At 71.5% G+C, this 13947-nt stretch carries 14 protein-coding genes and 1 pseudogene; 5 read left to right on the top strand and 10 right to left on the bottom strand.

Annotated features, from left to right (window positions below; all coding sequences use genetic code 11):
* Positions 1-69: 69 nt before the first annotated feature.
* The 4 genes from A7B20_RS07110 to A7B20_RS07095 all read right to left on the bottom strand — a co-directional run bounded on the left by A7B20_RS07110 (position 70) and on the right by A7B20_RS07095 (position 2874).
* Entirely contained in the window at positions 70-1188 is a 1119-nt protein-coding gene (locus A7B20_RS07110) for a THUMP domain-containing class I SAM-dependent RNA methyltransferase (RefSeq protein WP_102107869.1), read from the bottom strand.
* Between the two features lie 50 nt (positions 1189-1238).
* Entirely contained in the window at positions 1239-1880 is a 642-nt protein-coding gene (locus tag A7B20_RS07105; protein ID WP_102107868.1) for an SDR family NAD(P)-dependent oxidoreductase, read from the bottom strand.
* A 13-nt stretch (positions 1881-1893) separates the two neighbouring features.
* The gene (locus A7B20_RS07100) at positions 1894-2337 is read right to left on the bottom strand and encodes a DUF1178 family protein (RefSeq protein ID WP_102107867.1); all 444 of its coding nucleotides are present in this window, start codon (positions 2335-2337) and stop codon (positions 1894-1896) included.
* Between the two features lie 66 nt (positions 2338-2403).
* Positions 2404-2874 (bottom strand): NUDIX hydrolase, encoded by a 471-nt coding sequence (locus A7B20_RS07095; protein ID WP_245866654.1) that lies wholly within the window; start codon positions 2872-2874, stop codon positions 2404-2406.
* Positions 2875-3027: 153 nt separating this feature from the next.
* Here A7B20_RS07095 and A7B20_RS07090 point away from each other — a divergent pair.
* Positions 3028-4152: pseudogene (locus tag A7B20_RS07090) on the top strand (acetoin utilization protein AcuC); the annotation flags it as partial.
* Between the two features lie 223 nt (positions 4153-4375).
* On the opposite strand, the gene A7B20_RS07085 reads toward A7B20_RS07090, so the two are convergent.
* Positions 4376-5344 carry a threonine dehydratase gene (locus tag A7B20_RS07085; RefSeq protein ID WP_216641177.1) on the bottom strand — a complete coding sequence of 323 codons (969 nt, stop codon included), beginning with the start codon at positions 5342-5344 and terminating at the stop codon, positions 4376-4378.
* 101 nt (positions 5345-5445) lie between these two features.
* Between A7B20_RS07085 and pseB the strand changes: the two genes are divergently transcribed.
* Genes pseB through pseF form a run of 3 tightly spaced genes read left to right on the top strand, consistent with a single transcriptional unit; the run spans position 5446 to position 8266 of the window.
* Entirely contained in the window at positions 5446-6438 is a 993-nt protein-coding gene (gene pseB / locus A7B20_RS07080) for a UDP-N-acetylglucosamine 4,6-dehydratase (inverting) (protein ID WP_102107865.1), read from the top strand.
* Positions 6435-7580: a UDP-4-amino-4,6-dideoxy-N-acetyl-beta-L-altrosamine transaminase gene (gene pseC, locus A7B20_RS07075; RefSeq protein WP_102107864.1), complete on the top strand. Its 1146-nt coding sequence runs from the start codon at positions 6435-6437 to the stop codon at positions 7578-7580. The genes pseB and pseC overlap by 4 nt, the downstream gene beginning before the upstream one ends.
* Positions 7577-8266 (top strand): pseudaminic acid cytidylyltransferase, encoded by a 690-nt coding sequence (gene pseF, locus A7B20_RS07070; protein WP_102107863.1) that lies wholly within the window; start codon positions 7577-7579, stop codon positions 8264-8266. The genes pseC and pseF overlap by 4 nt, the downstream gene beginning before the upstream one ends.
* Here the strand turns inward: pseF and A7B20_RS07065 are convergent.
* Genes A7B20_RS07065 through A7B20_RS07045 form a run of 5 tightly spaced genes read right to left on the bottom strand, consistent with a single transcriptional unit; the run spans position 8236 to position 13041 of the window.
* Positions 8236-8862, bottom strand: coding sequence for a class I SAM-dependent methyltransferase (locus A7B20_RS07065; protein ID WP_102107862.1), 627 nt, complete (start codon positions 8860-8862; stop codon positions 8236-8238). The genes pseF and A7B20_RS07065 overlap by 31 nt on opposite strands.
* The gene (locus A7B20_RS07060; protein WP_102107861.1) at positions 8859-9593 is read right to left on the bottom strand and encodes a WbqC family protein; all 735 of its coding nucleotides are present in this window, start codon (positions 9591-9593) and stop codon (positions 8859-8861) included. Before A7B20_RS07060 ends, A7B20_RS07065 begins: the two co-directional genes overlap by 4 nt.
* Entirely contained in the window at positions 9590-10636 is a 1047-nt protein-coding gene (locus A7B20_RS07055; protein ID WP_102107860.1) for an N-acetylneuraminate synthase family protein, read from the bottom strand. The genes A7B20_RS07060 and A7B20_RS07055 overlap by 4 nt, the downstream gene beginning before the upstream one ends.
* A gap of 1 nt (position 10637) precedes the next feature.
* Complete coding sequence (locus A7B20_RS07050) at positions 10638-11684, bottom strand: hypothetical protein (RefSeq protein ID WP_102107859.1); 1047 nt, start codon at positions 11682-11684, stop codon at positions 10638-10640.
* Entirely contained in the window at positions 11677-13041 is a 1365-nt protein-coding gene (locus A7B20_RS07045) for a 3-deoxy-D-manno-octulosonic acid transferase (RefSeq protein ID WP_102107858.1), read from the bottom strand. Before A7B20_RS07045 ends, A7B20_RS07050 begins: the two co-directional genes overlap by 8 nt.
* A 229-nt stretch (positions 13042-13270) precedes the next feature.
* Between A7B20_RS07045 and A7B20_RS07040 the strand changes: the two genes are divergently transcribed.
* Positions 13271-13924 carry a protein-L-isoaspartate O-methyltransferase family protein gene (locus tag A7B20_RS07040; RefSeq protein WP_102107857.1) on the top strand — a complete coding sequence of 218 codons (654 nt, stop codon included), beginning with the start codon at positions 13271-13273 and terminating at the stop codon, positions 13922-13924.
* Positions 13925-13947 lie beyond the last annotated feature (23 nt).

The following is a 13947-nucleotide window of genomic DNA, read 5'->3' as shown; positions in this document are numbered from 1 at the left end:
GCGGGCCTTCGCGCGTCTTTCAGTCCGCGGGCTTTTACGGCTGGCGGCGCGCTCACGCAAGGGCAGGACTCAGCGCAGGGGCGGGGGCTGGTAAAGCTGCACCTTCAGCCCGCCGTGGGGCACCGGCGCGCCCGGCTTGCCGAAGGGCAGGCGGGGGGCCCTGGCCAGGGGCGGCTCGGACGTGACGAGACCCACGCGCCAGCCCCTGAACCGTGTCAGCAGCGCCTCGCCCAGCTGGCCGTGCAGCGCGAGGAGAAGCTTGCGGTTGCCGATCCGCCCGCCGTAGGGCGGGTTGACGATGACGAGGCCCGGCGGCCCCTCGGGCGGCACGATGTCGGCGGCGGGCAGGCAGTCGAACCGGGTCGCGTCGGCCAGCCCGGCGCGCGCGGCATTGTCCCGGCTCATCCGCACCGCACCGGCATCGCGGTCCGAGCCGTAAAACATCGGGGCGGGCATCACGGCCCGGGCCGCGGCACCGTCCTTCATCGCGGACCATGCTGCGGGATCGAAGGTTGCCAGCTGCTCGAAGGCGAAGCGGCGGTCGCGGCCCGGTGCCAGACCCGCCGCGATCTCGGCCGCCTCCAGCACGAAGGTGCCCGAGCCGCACATCGGGTCCAGCACCGGCTCGGTGCCCGCATGGCCGCACCGGGCCAGGAACATCGCCGCCAGCGTCTCGCGCATCGGGGCCTTGCCCACGGCTTCCTTGTGGCCGCGCTTGTGCAGGCTCTCGCCCGAGGTGTCGACGCTGACCAGCACGTTGTTGTCGTCGATGCGGATCTTCAGCACCACCGGCGCGGCCGGATCAACCGTGGCGCCGAAGCCGTCGCGCAGCGCCGTCTCGATCCGCTGCTGCGCGGCGCCCGCGTGGTAGATCTTCGAGGCGCGGCAGGTCACCTCGACCCGGACCGGCACCTCCGGGCGCAGCACCTCGCCCCAGGGGAATTTCCGCGCCCGCTTGTCGAGCTGGGCGAGGTGGAAGGCGAGGAAGCCGCCGATGCGCGCCAGCACCCGGCCCGCGCCGCGCAGTTCGAGGTTGGCGCGCCAGACCTCGGGCCAGCCGCCCTGCACCGTGACGCCACCCGGGATCGCCACGGCGCTCGCGAAGCCCTTCGCCTGCATCTCGGCCAGCAGGACGTCTTCCAGCCCCGGGGGCGCGGTCACGAAGAATTCGAAGGCGGTGTCGGTCATCGCCGTTCCTTAGCGCCGATTGCCGGGCGCGGCGAGGGGGATCCGGCCGCTCAGAACGGCATCGGCTCCCCGTTCCACATCTCGAAGCAGCCGGAGGTGGAAAGCGACAGCGCCTCGAACCGCTGCAGAAGGCCTGCGGCGGACTGTTCGGGCGAGATGTCGGCACCGCTGCCACCCATGTCGGTGCGGACCCAGCCGGGGTGGTAGATGCCGACGGCGATCCCCTGGTCCTTCAGCGCCACGGCGAGGTTGCGCCCGAGGTTCAGCGCCGCCGCCTTGGACGAGCGGTAGATCAGCGAATTGCCGCCCGCGCGTTCGGAACTGCCCATCTGGCTGGAGATGATCGCGATCTTCGCCCCCTCCGCCGCCTTCAGGGCGGGCAGGAGGTGCTGCACCGTCAGGAACACGCCCGTGACGTTGGTGGCGAAGGTCTTCGCCCAGAGATCGGCGGCATAGCCGTCCTCGATCCGCTGGCCCTTCTCGAGATAGACGCCCGCGTTGCAGACCAGCAGGTCCAGACGGTCGCCCGCCGCCGCCTTCAGCGCTCCGAAGCCCTCGGGATCGGTCACGTCGAGGGGAATCAGCCCCTCGGTCGCGGTCGCGGTGCCCTGGACGTCGTGCCCGGCGCTGCGGCAGGCGTCGAGCAGCGCGGCGCCGACGCCCCGGCTGGCGCCGGTGATGAGGGTTTTCATGGTTCTCGCCCTTTCAGTTGGTCTTTTGTTTGGGGATGAAGGGCAGCGGCGCGATCGGCACACCGTCCTCAATCAGCGCCCGCGCCTCGGCGGGACGCGCCTCGCCATAGATCGGGCGGTCGGGGATCTCGCCCTCGTGGATCGCACGGGCCTCGCGGGCGAAGTCGGCCCCGACGTAGTCCGCAGATTCCTCGATTTTCCGGCGCAGCGCGGCCAGTGCCCGGCGGCGCGCCTCGGCCTCGGGATCGGCCGGCCGGGGCGCGGGGAGGCGCGGCGCGCCGTCCCCTGTCGCGGCCGTGTTTACCCGCGGGGCCATCAGGGATTTCGCCACCTCGCTGTCGCCGCAGTCGGGACAGGTCAGCTGGCCGCGCGCGCTCAGCGCCTCGAAGGCGTCGCCGGACTTGAACCAGCTGTCGAAGCGGTGATCGTTGGAGCAGCGCAGGGTGAAGCGGATCATCGGCCCTTTTCCCGGTTTACCTCCCTGATTTAGCCGGACCGGCGGCGCCTGCAATATCCATCGGCGTCAAATCAGGCGCCGGGGATCGAACTCGGCCAGGATGCGCGCCAGCTCGGGCTCCGTCACGAGCTTCGCCGCCTTCTTCAGCCCGACCCAGCGGCGCCGACGCTCCTTCATCTCGGGCCACCGCTTGTGGACGGTGGTGACGCGGAGCGGGAACAGGGCGACGACACAGGGCAGGTCGTCGTCCGGCATCTCCTTCGTGTAGGTGTAGATTCCGAGGCAGACCTCGGGCGACTGGCCCTCGACCCCCGCCTCCTCGAACGCCTCCTGGGCGGCGGCGCGGGCGGGCGTCTCGCCCGGCATCGGCCAGCACTTCGGCGGCGTCCAGCGGCGGGTCCTGCGGGTGGTGACGAGCAGCACCTGCACCTCGCCCCCGCGGCGCCGCCAGCAGAGCGCGCCGAACTGCGTCCGCACGTCGCGCTTGCGCACGGGGTCGACGTCGAGAACGATCTTCGTGCGGTCCGACATGCTCATGGAAGTGACCCGGCGCTCCTCTTCCCGAAGGGTTGGTGAATGCTACCGGAGTTCAACCTAACGCTTCATTAAGCAAAGACAAAGTCGGACCGTCCGGACCTTGACAGGTGTCGGGCGATTGTTACCTCGCTGCACATGGAAAAGCCGCGCAGCATGCCGGAGCCGATCGCCTCCGGCCCTGCCGGGGCCACACTGCCGCGCTTCATCGGATCCAACATCTACCGCGCGTCGAGCTATGGCGGCTGGCATCCCCTGAGGGTGCCGCGGGTGTCGACGGTGATGGACCTGACCCGCGCCCTCGGCTGGATCGCCCCGGGCCAGTACCTGACCAGCCCCCGCGCCCGTCCCGCGGCCCTGACCGCCTGGCACACGCCCGACTACATCGCGGCGCTGCAGCGGGCCGAGGCGGAGGGCGCGGTCAGCGACGAGGTGCGCGCGCGCCACGCGCTCGGCACGCCGTCGAACCCGGTCTATCCCGAGATGTACCGCCGCCCGGCGACCGCGGCGGGCGCGTCGATCATGGCCGGGCAGCTGCTGGCGAAGGGCGGGGTGATCCACAGCCCCGGCGGCGGCACCCATCACGGCATGCCTGACCGCGCCAACGGCTTCTGCTTCCTGAACGACCCCGTGCTCGCCATCCTGTCGCTGCGCGCGGCAGGAATCGGGCGGGTCGCCTATGTCGACATCGACGCGCATCACTGCGACGGGGTGGAACACGCCTTCGCCACCGATCCCGAGACGCTCCTGCTCTCGGTCCACGAGGAGCGGCGCTGGCCCTTCACCGGCGCGCTGGAGGAGCGGGGCGCGGGGCAGGTGTGGAACCTGCCGGTGCCGCGCGGCTTCGACGATACCGGCATGGCGGCGGTGCTGGAGGAGCTGATCCTGCCGGTGCTGTCGGCCTTCCGGCCCGAGGCGCTGGTGCTCCAGTGCGGGGCCGACATGCTGGAGGAGGATCCGCTGTCGCGGCTGTCGCTGTCGAACAACGCCTATTTCGCCGTGGTGCGGGCGCTCAGGGACGTCGCGCCGCGCCTGCTGGTGCTGGGCGGCGGTGGCTACAACCCATGGTCCGTCGGCCGCTGCTGGTCGGGCATCTGGGCGGTGCTGAACGGTCACGAGATCCCCGACCGCCTGCCGCCCGAGGCCGAGGCGGTGCTGCGCGGCCTCGTCTGGGAGGGCCACCGCCACGGCAGGGCGCCGCCCGCCCACTGGTTCACCACCCTGCGCGATGCGCCCCGCGAGGGCGCGCCGAACGACGCGGTGCGCGACGGCGGGGCGCGGGGGGCGGGGGGGGGGGGGGGGGGGTGGGGGGGGGGGGGGGGGGGGGGGGGGGGGGGGGGGGGGCGGGCGGGGGCGCCCCCCCGGCACCCCCCCGGCACATCCAGGGCAACGTCGCCCGGCGGGTGGAGGCGTTGCAGGGGGCTTCCGCCCCCGCGCCTGCGGCGCTCCCCCGAGGATATTTGGGAAGCAAAGATGGGGGGCGCTGCGCCGGTCGGGCGAAGGTTCAGGGCGCGGGGGTGCGGCCCGCGAGGATCTCGGCCAGTTTCGGGGTGTCGAGGTTGCCGCCGCAGAGGATGACGCCGACCTTCTCTCCGGCCCGCGCGGGGCCCTCCTTGAGGAGTGCCGCGAGCGGCGCGGCGCCCGCACCTTCGGCGAGGTTGTGGGTGTCGGTGAGGTAGATGCGGATCGCCCGGGCGATCTCGTCGTCGCTTACCGTCACGATGCGGGCCGCGCCGTGGCCGTAGATGTCGAGGGCCGCCTGGACGGGCACCCGCACCGCGATGCCGTCGGCGAAGGTGCGGGCGGTGTCCGTTTCGACGAGGCGGCCCTTCTCGGCGGAGAGTTTCGCCGTCTGCGCGTTCTCGCTGACCACGCCGATCACCTCGGTCCCGAGGCCGAGGGCATCGCGGGCGAGAATCGTGCCGCAGATGCCCGAGCCGCAGCCGATGGGGACGTAGATGCGGTCGAGGTCGGGATGGGCGGTGAGGAGTTCGAGCGCATAGGTGGCGACGCCGCGCACGAGTTCGGGGTGGAAGGGCGGCACGATGGTCAGCCCCTGTTCGGCGCCGGTGCGGAAGGCTTCCTCGCGCGCCGTGTCGAAATCCTCGCCGAACTCCACCAGCTCGGCCCCGAAGGCGCGCATGGCGGCGTTCTTCTCGGGCGAGTTGCCCTTCGGGACATAGACCAGCGCCCGCAGCCCGGCGGCGGTGGCGGCCAGCGCCTGTCCCTGGCCGTGTTTGCCGCGGGTCGCCGTGACGATGCCGGGCGTGTCCGGATGGGTGCGGATCAGCCAGTCCATGAAGGTGAAGGCGCCGCGGACCTTGAAGGCGCCGGTCGGCGTGTGGTTCTCGTGCTTCACCACCACCGTGCAGCCCGCCCGCGCCGACAGCTGCGGCCAGGCATGCTGCGGCGTCGGCGCCATGCGGCGGTGGACCAGCGCCGCCGCGTCTTCCAGTTCGGCACGGGTGAACATCGGCAAGCTCCTGTCGCTCGGGCCGCGCGGCTGCCGTTTGTCGTGGCATCCGGACCGCGGCTCCCCTATCTGTGGGGCCGAGAGTTACGGAAGCGGCAGACATGTTCAACGGCAAGAATATCCTGATCACCGGCGGCACGGGGAGCTTCGGCAAGAAGTATGTCGAGCACATCCTGCGCGACCACACCCCGAACAAGGTGATCATCTTCTCGCGCGACGAGCTGAAGCAGTTCGAGATGGCGCAGGTCTTCGACGCGCCCTGCATGCGCTATTTCATCGGCGACGTGCGCGACGGCGCGCGGCTGAAGGAAGCGATGGACGGGGTCGATTTCGTGATCCACGCCGCGGCCCTGAAGCAGGTGCCGGCGGCCGAATACAACCCGTTCGAGGCGGTTAAGACCAACATCCACGGGGCGCAGAACGTGATCGAGGCGGCGCTCGCGGCCGAGGTCGACCGGGTGATCGCGCTGTCGACCGACAAGGCGGCGAACCCGGTGAACCTCTACGGGGCGACCAAGCTTGCCTCCGACAAGCTGTTCGTCGCGGCGAACAACATGGTGGGGTCGCGGCGCACCCGCTTCGCCGCCGTGCGCTACGGCAACGTCGTCGGCTCGCGCGGGTCGGTGGTGCCGTTCTTCCGGCGCTTGCTGGACGAGGGCGCGACCGAGCTGCCGATCACCCACCCCGACATGACCCGCTTCATGATCACGCTCGACCAGGGGGTGCAGTTCGTGCTGAAGAACTTCACCCGGATGCAGGGGGGCGAGATCTTCGTGCCGAAGATCCCGTCGATGAGGATGACCGACCTGGCCGAGGCGATGGCGCCGGGCCTGCCGCAGAAGATCGTCGGCATCCGCCCCGGCGAGAAGCTGCACGAGGTCATGTGCCCCGCCGACGACAGTCACCTGACATTGGAGTTTTCCGACCATTTCGTGATCAAGCCGACGATTTCCTTCGCCTTCGATTGCGATTTCACGACAAACCGTCTGGGCGAGCGCGGGGCGCCGGTGCCCGAGGGGTTCCAGTACAACTCGGGCAGCAACACCGAGTGGCTGAGCCGCGACGAGTTTCTCGAAATGGCGGCCGCGGCGTGATCCCCTACGGCCGCCAGGACATCACCGAGGCCGACATCGCCGCGGTGGTCGAGGTGCTGGGCTCGGACTTCCTGACCCAGGGGCCGCGGGTGCCCGCCTTCGAGGCGGCGCTGTGCCAGGCGACCGGGGCGGCCCACGCCGTCGCGGTGAACTCGGCCACCTCGGCGCTGCACATCGCCTGCCTCGCGCTCGGTCTCGGGGAGGGCGACCTGCTCTGGACCTCGCCGAACACCTTCGTCGCCTCGGCCAATGTCGGGCATCTCTGCGGGGCGGAGGTGGATTTCGTCGACATCGACGCGGGGACCTTCAACATGTCGGCCGACGCGCTGGAAGCGAAGCTGGAGCGGGCGGCGGCGTCGGGGCGGCTGCCGAAGGTGGTGCTGCCGGTGCACATGTGTGGGCAGTCCTGCGACATGGCGCGGATCGGGGCGCTGGCCCGGCACTACGGGGTCCGGGTGGTCGAGGACGCGAGCCATGCCATCGGCGGGGCCTTCGGCGCGATGCCGGTGGGCGCCTGCGAGCACTCCGACATCTGCGTGTTCAGCTTCCATCCGGTGAAGATCGTCACCACGGCCGAGGGTGGCGCGGCGGTGACGAACGATCCCGAGCTCGCCGCGCGGATGGAGCGGTTCAGGAGCCACGGCATCACCCGCGATCCGGCCCTGATGGAAGGCGAAAGCCACGGGCCCTGGTATTACCAGCAGCTCGACCTCGGGCTGAACTACCGGATGACCGAGCTTCAGGCGGCGCTTGGCGTCACCCAGATGGCGCGGCTGGAGGATTACGTCGCGCGGCGGAACGCGCTGGCGGCGCGCTACGACCGGATGCTTGGCAACCTGCCCGTGGCGCTGCCGGGGCGCAGCGAGGGGGTGATCTCGTCCTTCCACCTCTATGTCGTGCGGGTGGATGCGGAGAGGCGGCGCGCGGTGTTCGAGGCGATGCGCGGCGACGGGATCGGGGTGAACGTCCATTACATCCCCGTCCACACCCAGCCCTACTGGCGGCGGCACGGCTTCGGGCCCGGCGATTTCCCGGTGGCGGAGGACTATTATGCGCGCGCCATCTCGATCCCGCTTTACGCCGGGCTGAGCGAGGCGCAGCAGGACGCGGTGGTGGCCTCGCTCGGCAAGGCGCTGGGGTGAGCGTCTGCCTGATTCCGGCGCGGGGCGGCTCGAAGCGGATTCCGCGCAAGAACGTCCGGCCTTTCGCGGGCCGTCCGATGATTGCCTGGCCGATCCAGGCGGCGCGGGCGGCGGGGTTCGGGCGGATCCTGGTCTCGACCGACGACGAGGGCATCGCCGAAGTCGCCCGTACCGAGGGGGCGGAGGTGCCGTTCCTGCGGCCCGTAGCGCTGTCCGACGACCATGCGACGACGATCGCCGTGGTGCGCCACGCGCTCGACTGGCTGGAGGGGGAGGGGGCGCTGCCGGAGGCGCTCTGCTGCCTCTACGCCACCGCGCCCTTCGTGAAGGCCGAGGACCTGGCGCGGGGGCGCGAGATGCTGGCGGGGGCCGAATGGGTGATCCCCGTCACCGGCTACGGCTTCCCGATCCAGAGGGCGGTCCGGATCACGCCCGAGGGGCGGCTCGCCATGTTCGATGCGGCGCAGTACGCCACCCGCTCGCAGGACCTGGAACCGGCCTACCACGACGCGGGACAGTTCTACTGGGCGCGCACCGCCGCTTGGCGAAGCGACGCGCCGCCCTTCGGGCCGGGCACCCTGCCGCTGGTGCTGCCGCGCTGGCGGGTGCAGGACATCGACACCGAAGAGGACTGGGACCGCGCCGAGCGGATGTTTCAGGTGCTGACCGAACGCGGCGACTTGTAGACGTACATCGCGAATTCGAAGGGGAAGCCGCCGGGCCGGATCGTGTAGTCGTGCCGCAGCACCGGGTGGCCGCCAAGCTCGCGCTTGCAGAAGTCGAACATCTTCATGGGGTCGACGTACCAGAGGCCCGGGTCTTCATAGTCCACATGCGATGTCATGGCGTTGAAGGCGATGCCCTTGTCCGCCGCGTTCCACATCCGCCGCAGCATCCCCGTTGCGAAACCCCAGTTGTCGTCGATCCGGTTGTTAAGCACGCCCGAGAGCAGGGCATAGTCGAAGCTCTTGGGCAGGGTCTCCGTCGCCAGGCTCACCTCGGCCAAGGGATCGTCGGCCAGCGCGTCGCGGGCGAGGTCGACGAAATCGGGCACGATGTCGACGCCGTGGTACTGCCCGCCCCAGCCCCGGTCGCGCAGGTAGAAGCACAGATGCGCCAGCCCGCAGCCCACGTCCAGCACCGACCCGAGTTTCTCGTCCACCCCGGCCAGCACCGCGAAGCGTGCCTGCTGGGTCGGTGCGTCGGCGTATTGCACCGCCTTCGCGCCGGGGCCGTGCTGGGCCAGCAGCGCGCGGTAGTGGGCGACGAGGTCGGTGGTCATGGCGCGGGTCTTTCCATGTCGGTGAGGGTCAGGTCGTCGCCGTAGCCCTCGCGCAGGAGCGGCAGGAAGCCGTCGGGGCCGACCTGCGCCAGCGCGTCGAGGGCGGAGAGGTGCGAGACGAAGGGCGGATGCGGCTGGGGATACTCGGGGCAGCTGTAGTTCAGGAACCTGAGGTCGATGCCCGCATCCTCGAACTTCGTGTCCCCGGCGAGGTAGTCGTATGCGCCGACGGGGGAGAGATAGGTGTCGGCCTCTGCCGCGCGGCAGAGCGCGACCAGCCGTTCGGCCTTCTCCCCCGGCGGCGCCTCCATGTCCGAGGCGTTGCGCCGCGCGCCGTCGAGACCCACGGCGGCGCAGATGCCCTCGATGATGCCGGTATTCAGCTTCATCAGGCTGCCTTCGGCGGCGTCGAGGTTGTCGGAGAGGATCTTCAGGCTGGTCTCGGCATGGGGGGCCTTGCCGAGCAGGGTCTCGGCCTTCGCCTTCAGCTTGGCGGCGAAGTCGGTGTCGGCCAGCCGCGCTTCGGAAATCTTCGGCTTCGACGGCTTGCGCGCCACGGCAAGGCTCAGCGTCACCGGCCCGTCGGGGCCCTTCAGGCGATTGCGCGTCTGCCAGCTCTGCCGCGACAGCTGCACGTCGTCGAGGAAAAGGAACAGGTCCGCCCGGTCGATCAGGGCGAAATAGCCGAGCCATGGCGCGAAGGTCGGCTGCATGACGGCGAGCGTCGTCATGCGAGGTCGGCCTCGGTGATCGGATGGCCCTTCGGTACCGCGCGGGCGAGGCGCGCGCCGACCAGAAGCTCGGGCCGGTTCGCCGCAATGCCCGCCGCGGGCCGCACGAAGCGATAGTCCCCGGGCGACAGCGCCTCGCCCGCCGCGAGGTCGCGCAGGGCGAAGGCCGAGCGGCGGCCGACGGCCTTGTTGCCTTCCTCCGCCGCCGTGGTGCCCTTCAGCCCCGTGCCGCGGGCGGCGTGGATTTCGGCCACGCCCTCGGCGATCTCGGCCATGACCTCGGGCGTCGCGGAAAACCGGTGGTCCGGGCCCTTGCGCGAAGGATCGTTGGTAAAGTGCTTCTCGATCGCAACCGCCCCCATGGCCGCCGCCGCCAGCGGCCCGCGCGACCCGATGGTGTGGTCGGAAAAGCCCGTCATCCGCCCGAAGGCCTCGCCCATCGCCGTCATGGCGCGCAGGTTGATCTGGTCGAGCGGGGCGGGATAGCTGGAGCAGCAGTGCAGCAGCACCACGGGACCGGAATTCGCCCGGTCCAGCACGTCGAGCGCGTGGGCGACCTCGTCCATGCTGGCCATGCCGGTGGACAGGATCACGGGCTTGCCGGTGCCCGCCACGGCGGAAAGCAGGTCGTCGAAGGTCATCTCGAAGCTCGCGATCTTGTAGAGCGCGCAGCCCAGCCCCTCGATGAAGTCGAGGTCGCGGGGGTCGTAGATCGAGGTGAAGGGCAGGAGCCCCCGCTCGCGCGCCCTGGCGAAGAGCGGCTCGTGGAACTCCATCGGCATCCCGGCGGTCCGGTACAGCTCATAGAGCGTGTCCTTGCCCCAGACCTTGTCGATCCGCATCGAGGGGTGGTCCGAAGGCACGGTCAGGCTGTCGGCGTCGTAGGTCTGCAGCTTCAGGCAGTCCCAGCCCGCGTCGGCGGCGATGTCGACCAGCGCCAGCGCCTGGTCGAGGTCGCGATCGTGGTTGGCGCTGATCTCGGCGATCAGCAGCGCCTTGGCCTCGGGGCCGAGGGTCTTGCCCTCCAGCGTCAGGCTCTCCATGTCATCGCTCCTTGCCCTGCGCCAGGATCCGTGCCGCCACGCGGGCGGCGCCCGCGCCGTCCACCGCGGCAAGCGCGGCGCGGTTGAGGGTCAGAACATGGGACAGCCGGGCCGGATCGGCAAGCCCGGCCAGACGGTCGAGGAAGCGCGCCTCGCCCTGCGGATCCTCGGCGAAGAACACCTCGGCCAGCCCCGCGGCCGCGAAGCCTTCGAGATAGGCGCGGAAGGCCGGCCCCTCGTGCAGGTAGAGGCCGGTGCGCCCAAGCACCGCCGCCTGATAGCGCAACAGCCCGACCCGGCCCACCACCAGACCCGCCCGCGCGATCATGCCGGCCAGCCCCGGCTGCGGGGGATGCAGGCAGAGCCCCGGCGCGGTCCCGGCCAGCGCCTCCAGCGCGCGCACCTCGCGGTCGGCGAAGAGCGGGCCGACGATCAGGTCGGTGGAAAGGCCGGTCGGCGCCAGCGCGCGGGCCACCCGCAGGCTCAGCCCCGAGGGGTCGGAGCCGCCGCAGCTGACCAGCACGCGGCGGGGCAGGGGGCGGCCGGGGTCGAGCACTTCGCGGGCGGCGGCGTAGGAGGCGTCGAGGATCGCGAAGGCGGGGCCGGTCGCCCAGTCCCGCGCGCGGGGCGGCGCGCGCAGGGTGGCGGCGTCGAGGTAGGGCGTGACGACGAGGCGGGGCGACACCGCGCCGGGCGCGGTGTCGAACTGGTCCGGCGGCATCGAATCGATGACCGTGACGGGACGCCCGCTCTCGCAGAGCGCGGCGATCCCTGCCGCGGCACCCGCGTTGCCGGGCCATTGCAGGTCGGCGACGATGTGGGTGATCCCCTCGGCCTCGATCCAGCCCGGGTCCGCGCCGCAGCGGACGACGCGCGCCGGATCGGTCCCGAGTCCCGTCAGGACGGCGCAGGTCTCGGGGCCGCCGGCATGGCGCACGTCCGCCCCCGCGGCGGTCAGCGCCGTGGCAAGGTCCAGCATCCGCCGCACATGGCCAAGGCCGATGGCGGCCGAGGCCTCGGCCCTGAGCGCGACCCGTGCCTCAGCCATGACGCCCCGCCAGCAGGAGCTCGATCGCCGCCGCGCTGCGGTGGGCCGCGCCGGTGTGCCGCTCGGTCAGGCCGCGGGCGCGGGCGGCGAAGGCGGCAAGCGCGTGGCGGTCGCGGAACAGCTCCACCAGCCCGTCGGCCAGCGCGGCGCCGTCGGCAAACTCCCGCATCGCCCCGCGCGCGACCGCCTCGGCGGCGGGGGCGGGGATGGCCCAGGTGCTGGGGCCGGTGACGACCGGGCGCTCCACCATCAGGGGCTCGGTCGCGTTGTGGCCGCCCATGTCGGTCAGGGTGGCGCCGACGAAGACGACATCGGCCAGCGCATAGGTGAAGTCCATCTCGCCCAGGCTGTCGGCCAGCAGCACGTCGAGCCCCGCGGGCGCGTCGCCGCGAAAGCCGTCGTCGAACAGGACCGACCGGCGGGCGCTGCGCCATCCTTCCCGCGCGAGCCGCGCGGCGACGGCATCGAAGCGTTGCGGGCTGCGCGGCGCCCAGACGACGAGGGGTGGATCGGCGAGCCGGTCGTGGAGGGCGCGCAGCACGCCGAACAGCGCCTCCTCCTCCGCCTCGGTGGACGAGGCGACGGCCCAGACCCCGCGCCGCCCCGCCAGTTGCGGGCGCAGATCGGCCGCGCGGGCGATCAGGTCGCGCCGGGGCGGCAGGTCGAACTTCAGCTCGCCCACCCGCAGCAGCCGCGCGGGATCGACGCCGGCCCGCTCGTAGCGGGCGACGTGATCGGGGGTCTTGGTGAGGACCAGCGAGAATCCCTTGTAGAAGAACAGGATGATCCGCCGGAGCGGGCTGGCGAGGTCGCGCTCCAGCGACCGCTCGGTGAGGTTGGCGTTGACCTTGACCACCGGCACGCCCGCACGGACGCTCTCGGCGATCTGGGCCGGCCAGACCTCGGCTTCCACCACCAGCAGCGCCGCGGGGCGGGCGCGGCGCAGCAGGCGGCGCACGGCCCAGAAAAGGTCGAGCGGGGCGTATCCCTGCACGACGAGGCCCGCCGCGATTTCGGCAGCGAACTGGCGCTGCCCCTCGGCCAGTCCGGCCGGCGTGCTGTGGGTCAGCAGCAGCCGGTGCCCCCGGGCCAGCAGGGTGCGCAGCAGCGGCGTGACCGCCCGCGTTTCGCCCAGCGATGCGGCAAAGACCCAGAGGCATCCCGCCGCCGCCTCGGGACAGGCGCCGAAGCGCTGCGGCAGGTGCGCGGTATAGAGCGGCTCGCGCCGGGCCTTCCACGCCGCCCAGCCCAGCAGCGGCAGCAGCAGCAGGTGGGCGAGACCCTGGTAGAGCGCGTAGGCGAGCCTCGGGCGGAGGGTCCAGGGCAGCAGGGCGGAAGGGGCGGGCGAGGCGGGCATCGGGGGTCCGTGAAGCGGTCGCAGCGGTTCTAGGCCAAGAGCGGCGCGGGCGACAGCCTCTCCGCGCCGGCCCGGCAAGGCCCGGCCGGTCCCGTCACGTTGCCGTGAAACGTGGCGCGTCCGCTACGGCCCCGCACGCGAGGGTCCGGAAGGCCGATCCGAAGGTTGTTCCGGGGGAAGCTTTGTGTCACACCGATCCTGACCCAGAATGAACGGATGAGTTCAGTCCATGAGTGACTTCGCCCGGCGCCGCACGATGATGGTGGACAACCAGATCCGCCCCTCCGACGTGACGAAATTCCCGATCATCGACGCGATGCTGAGCGTGCCGCGCGAACAGTTCGTGCCCGCCGGCCGGCGCGAGGCCGCCTATGTCGGCGAGAACATGGAGCTTGGCGGCGGCCGCGTGATCCTGGACCCGCGCACGCTGGCCAAGATGCTGGACGCCGTGGATGTGCAGCCCGACGAGCTGGTTCTCGACGTCGGGTGCAGCTATGGCTATTCCACCGCCGTTCTCGCCCGCCTGGCCGAGGCCGTCGTCGCCGTCGAGGAGGACGAGGGCATGGCCCGCGAGGCCGCGGCGACCCTCTCGCAGACCGAGGCGGACAACACCGCCGTGGTCGAGGGCCCCCTGAGCGAGGGCGCCGCCAAGCACGGCCCCTACGACGTGATCCTCGTCCAGGGCGGCGTGCAGCAGCTGCCGCAGGCGCTTCTCGACCAGCTGGCGCAGCATGGCCGGATCTGCTGCCTGTTCATGGATGGCGTCCTTGGTGTCGTGCGGCTCGGATACCGTTCGGAAAGCGGGGTCAGCTGGCGCGACCTGTTCAACGCCAGCGCCCCGGTGCTGCCCGGCTTGGCGCGGCGGTCCGCCTTTGCCCTCTAGTTCTTCGTCGGACGCAGGTCCGT

The sequence above is a fragment of the Oceaniglobus roseus genome, assembly GCF_002869745.1.
Lineage (GTDB): Bacteria > Pseudomonadota > Alphaproteobacteria > Rhodobacterales > Rhodobacteraceae > Oceaniglobus > Oceaniglobus roseus.
Note: the sequence above shows the minus strand (reverse complement) of the source record. Positions and strands in the feature narration are given on the sequence as shown.

Excerpts from the sequence above, each read along its gene's own strand:
- A7B20_RS07110 (WP_102107869.1), bottom strand. The coding sequence starts at position 1,188 with ATGACCGACACCGCCTTCGAATTCTTCGTGACCGCGCCCCCGGGGCTG.
- A7B20_RS07105 (WP_102107868.1), bottom strand. The coding sequence starts at position 1,880 with ATGAAAACCCTCATCACCGGCGCCAGCCGGGGCGTCGGCGCCGCGCTG.
- A7B20_RS07100 (WP_102107867.1), bottom strand. The coding sequence starts at position 2,337 with ATGATCCGCTTCACCCTGCGCTGCTCCAACGATCACCGCTTCGACAGC.
- A7B20_RS07095 (WP_245866654.1), bottom strand. The coding sequence starts at position 2,874 with ATGAGCATGTCGGACCGCACGAAGATCGTTCTCGACGTCGACCCCGTG.
- A7B20_RS07085 (WP_216641177.1), bottom strand. The coding sequence starts at position 5,344 with ATGTTCACCCGTGCCGAACTGGAAGACGCGGCGGCGCTGGTCCACCGC.
- pseB (WP_102107865.1), top strand. The coding sequence starts at position 5,446 with ATGTTCAACGGCAAGAATATCCTGATCACCGGCGGCACGGGGAGCTTC.
- A7B20_RS07065 (WP_102107862.1), bottom strand. The coding sequence starts at position 8,862 with ATGACCACCGACCTCGTCGCCCACTACCGCGCGCTGCTGGCCCAGCAC.
- A7B20_RS07060 (WP_102107861.1), bottom strand. The coding sequence starts at position 9,593 with ATGACGACGCTCGCCGTCATGCAGCCGACCTTCGCGCCATGGCTCGGC.
- A7B20_RS07055 (WP_102107860.1), bottom strand. The coding sequence starts at position 10,636 with ATGGAGAGCCTGACGCTGGAGGGCAAGACCCTCGGCCCCGAGGCCAAG.
- A7B20_RS07050 (WP_102107859.1), bottom strand. The coding sequence starts at position 11,684 with ATGGCTGAGGCACGGGTCGCGCTCAGGGCCGAGGCCTCGGCCGCCATC.
- A7B20_RS07045 (WP_102107858.1), bottom strand. The coding sequence starts at position 13,041 with ATGCCCGCCTCGCCCGCCCCTTCCGCCCTGCTGCCCTGGACCCTCCGC.
- A7B20_RS07040 (WP_102107857.1), top strand. The coding sequence starts at position 13,271 with ATGAGTGACTTCGCCCGGCGCCGCACGATGATGGTGGACAACCAGATC.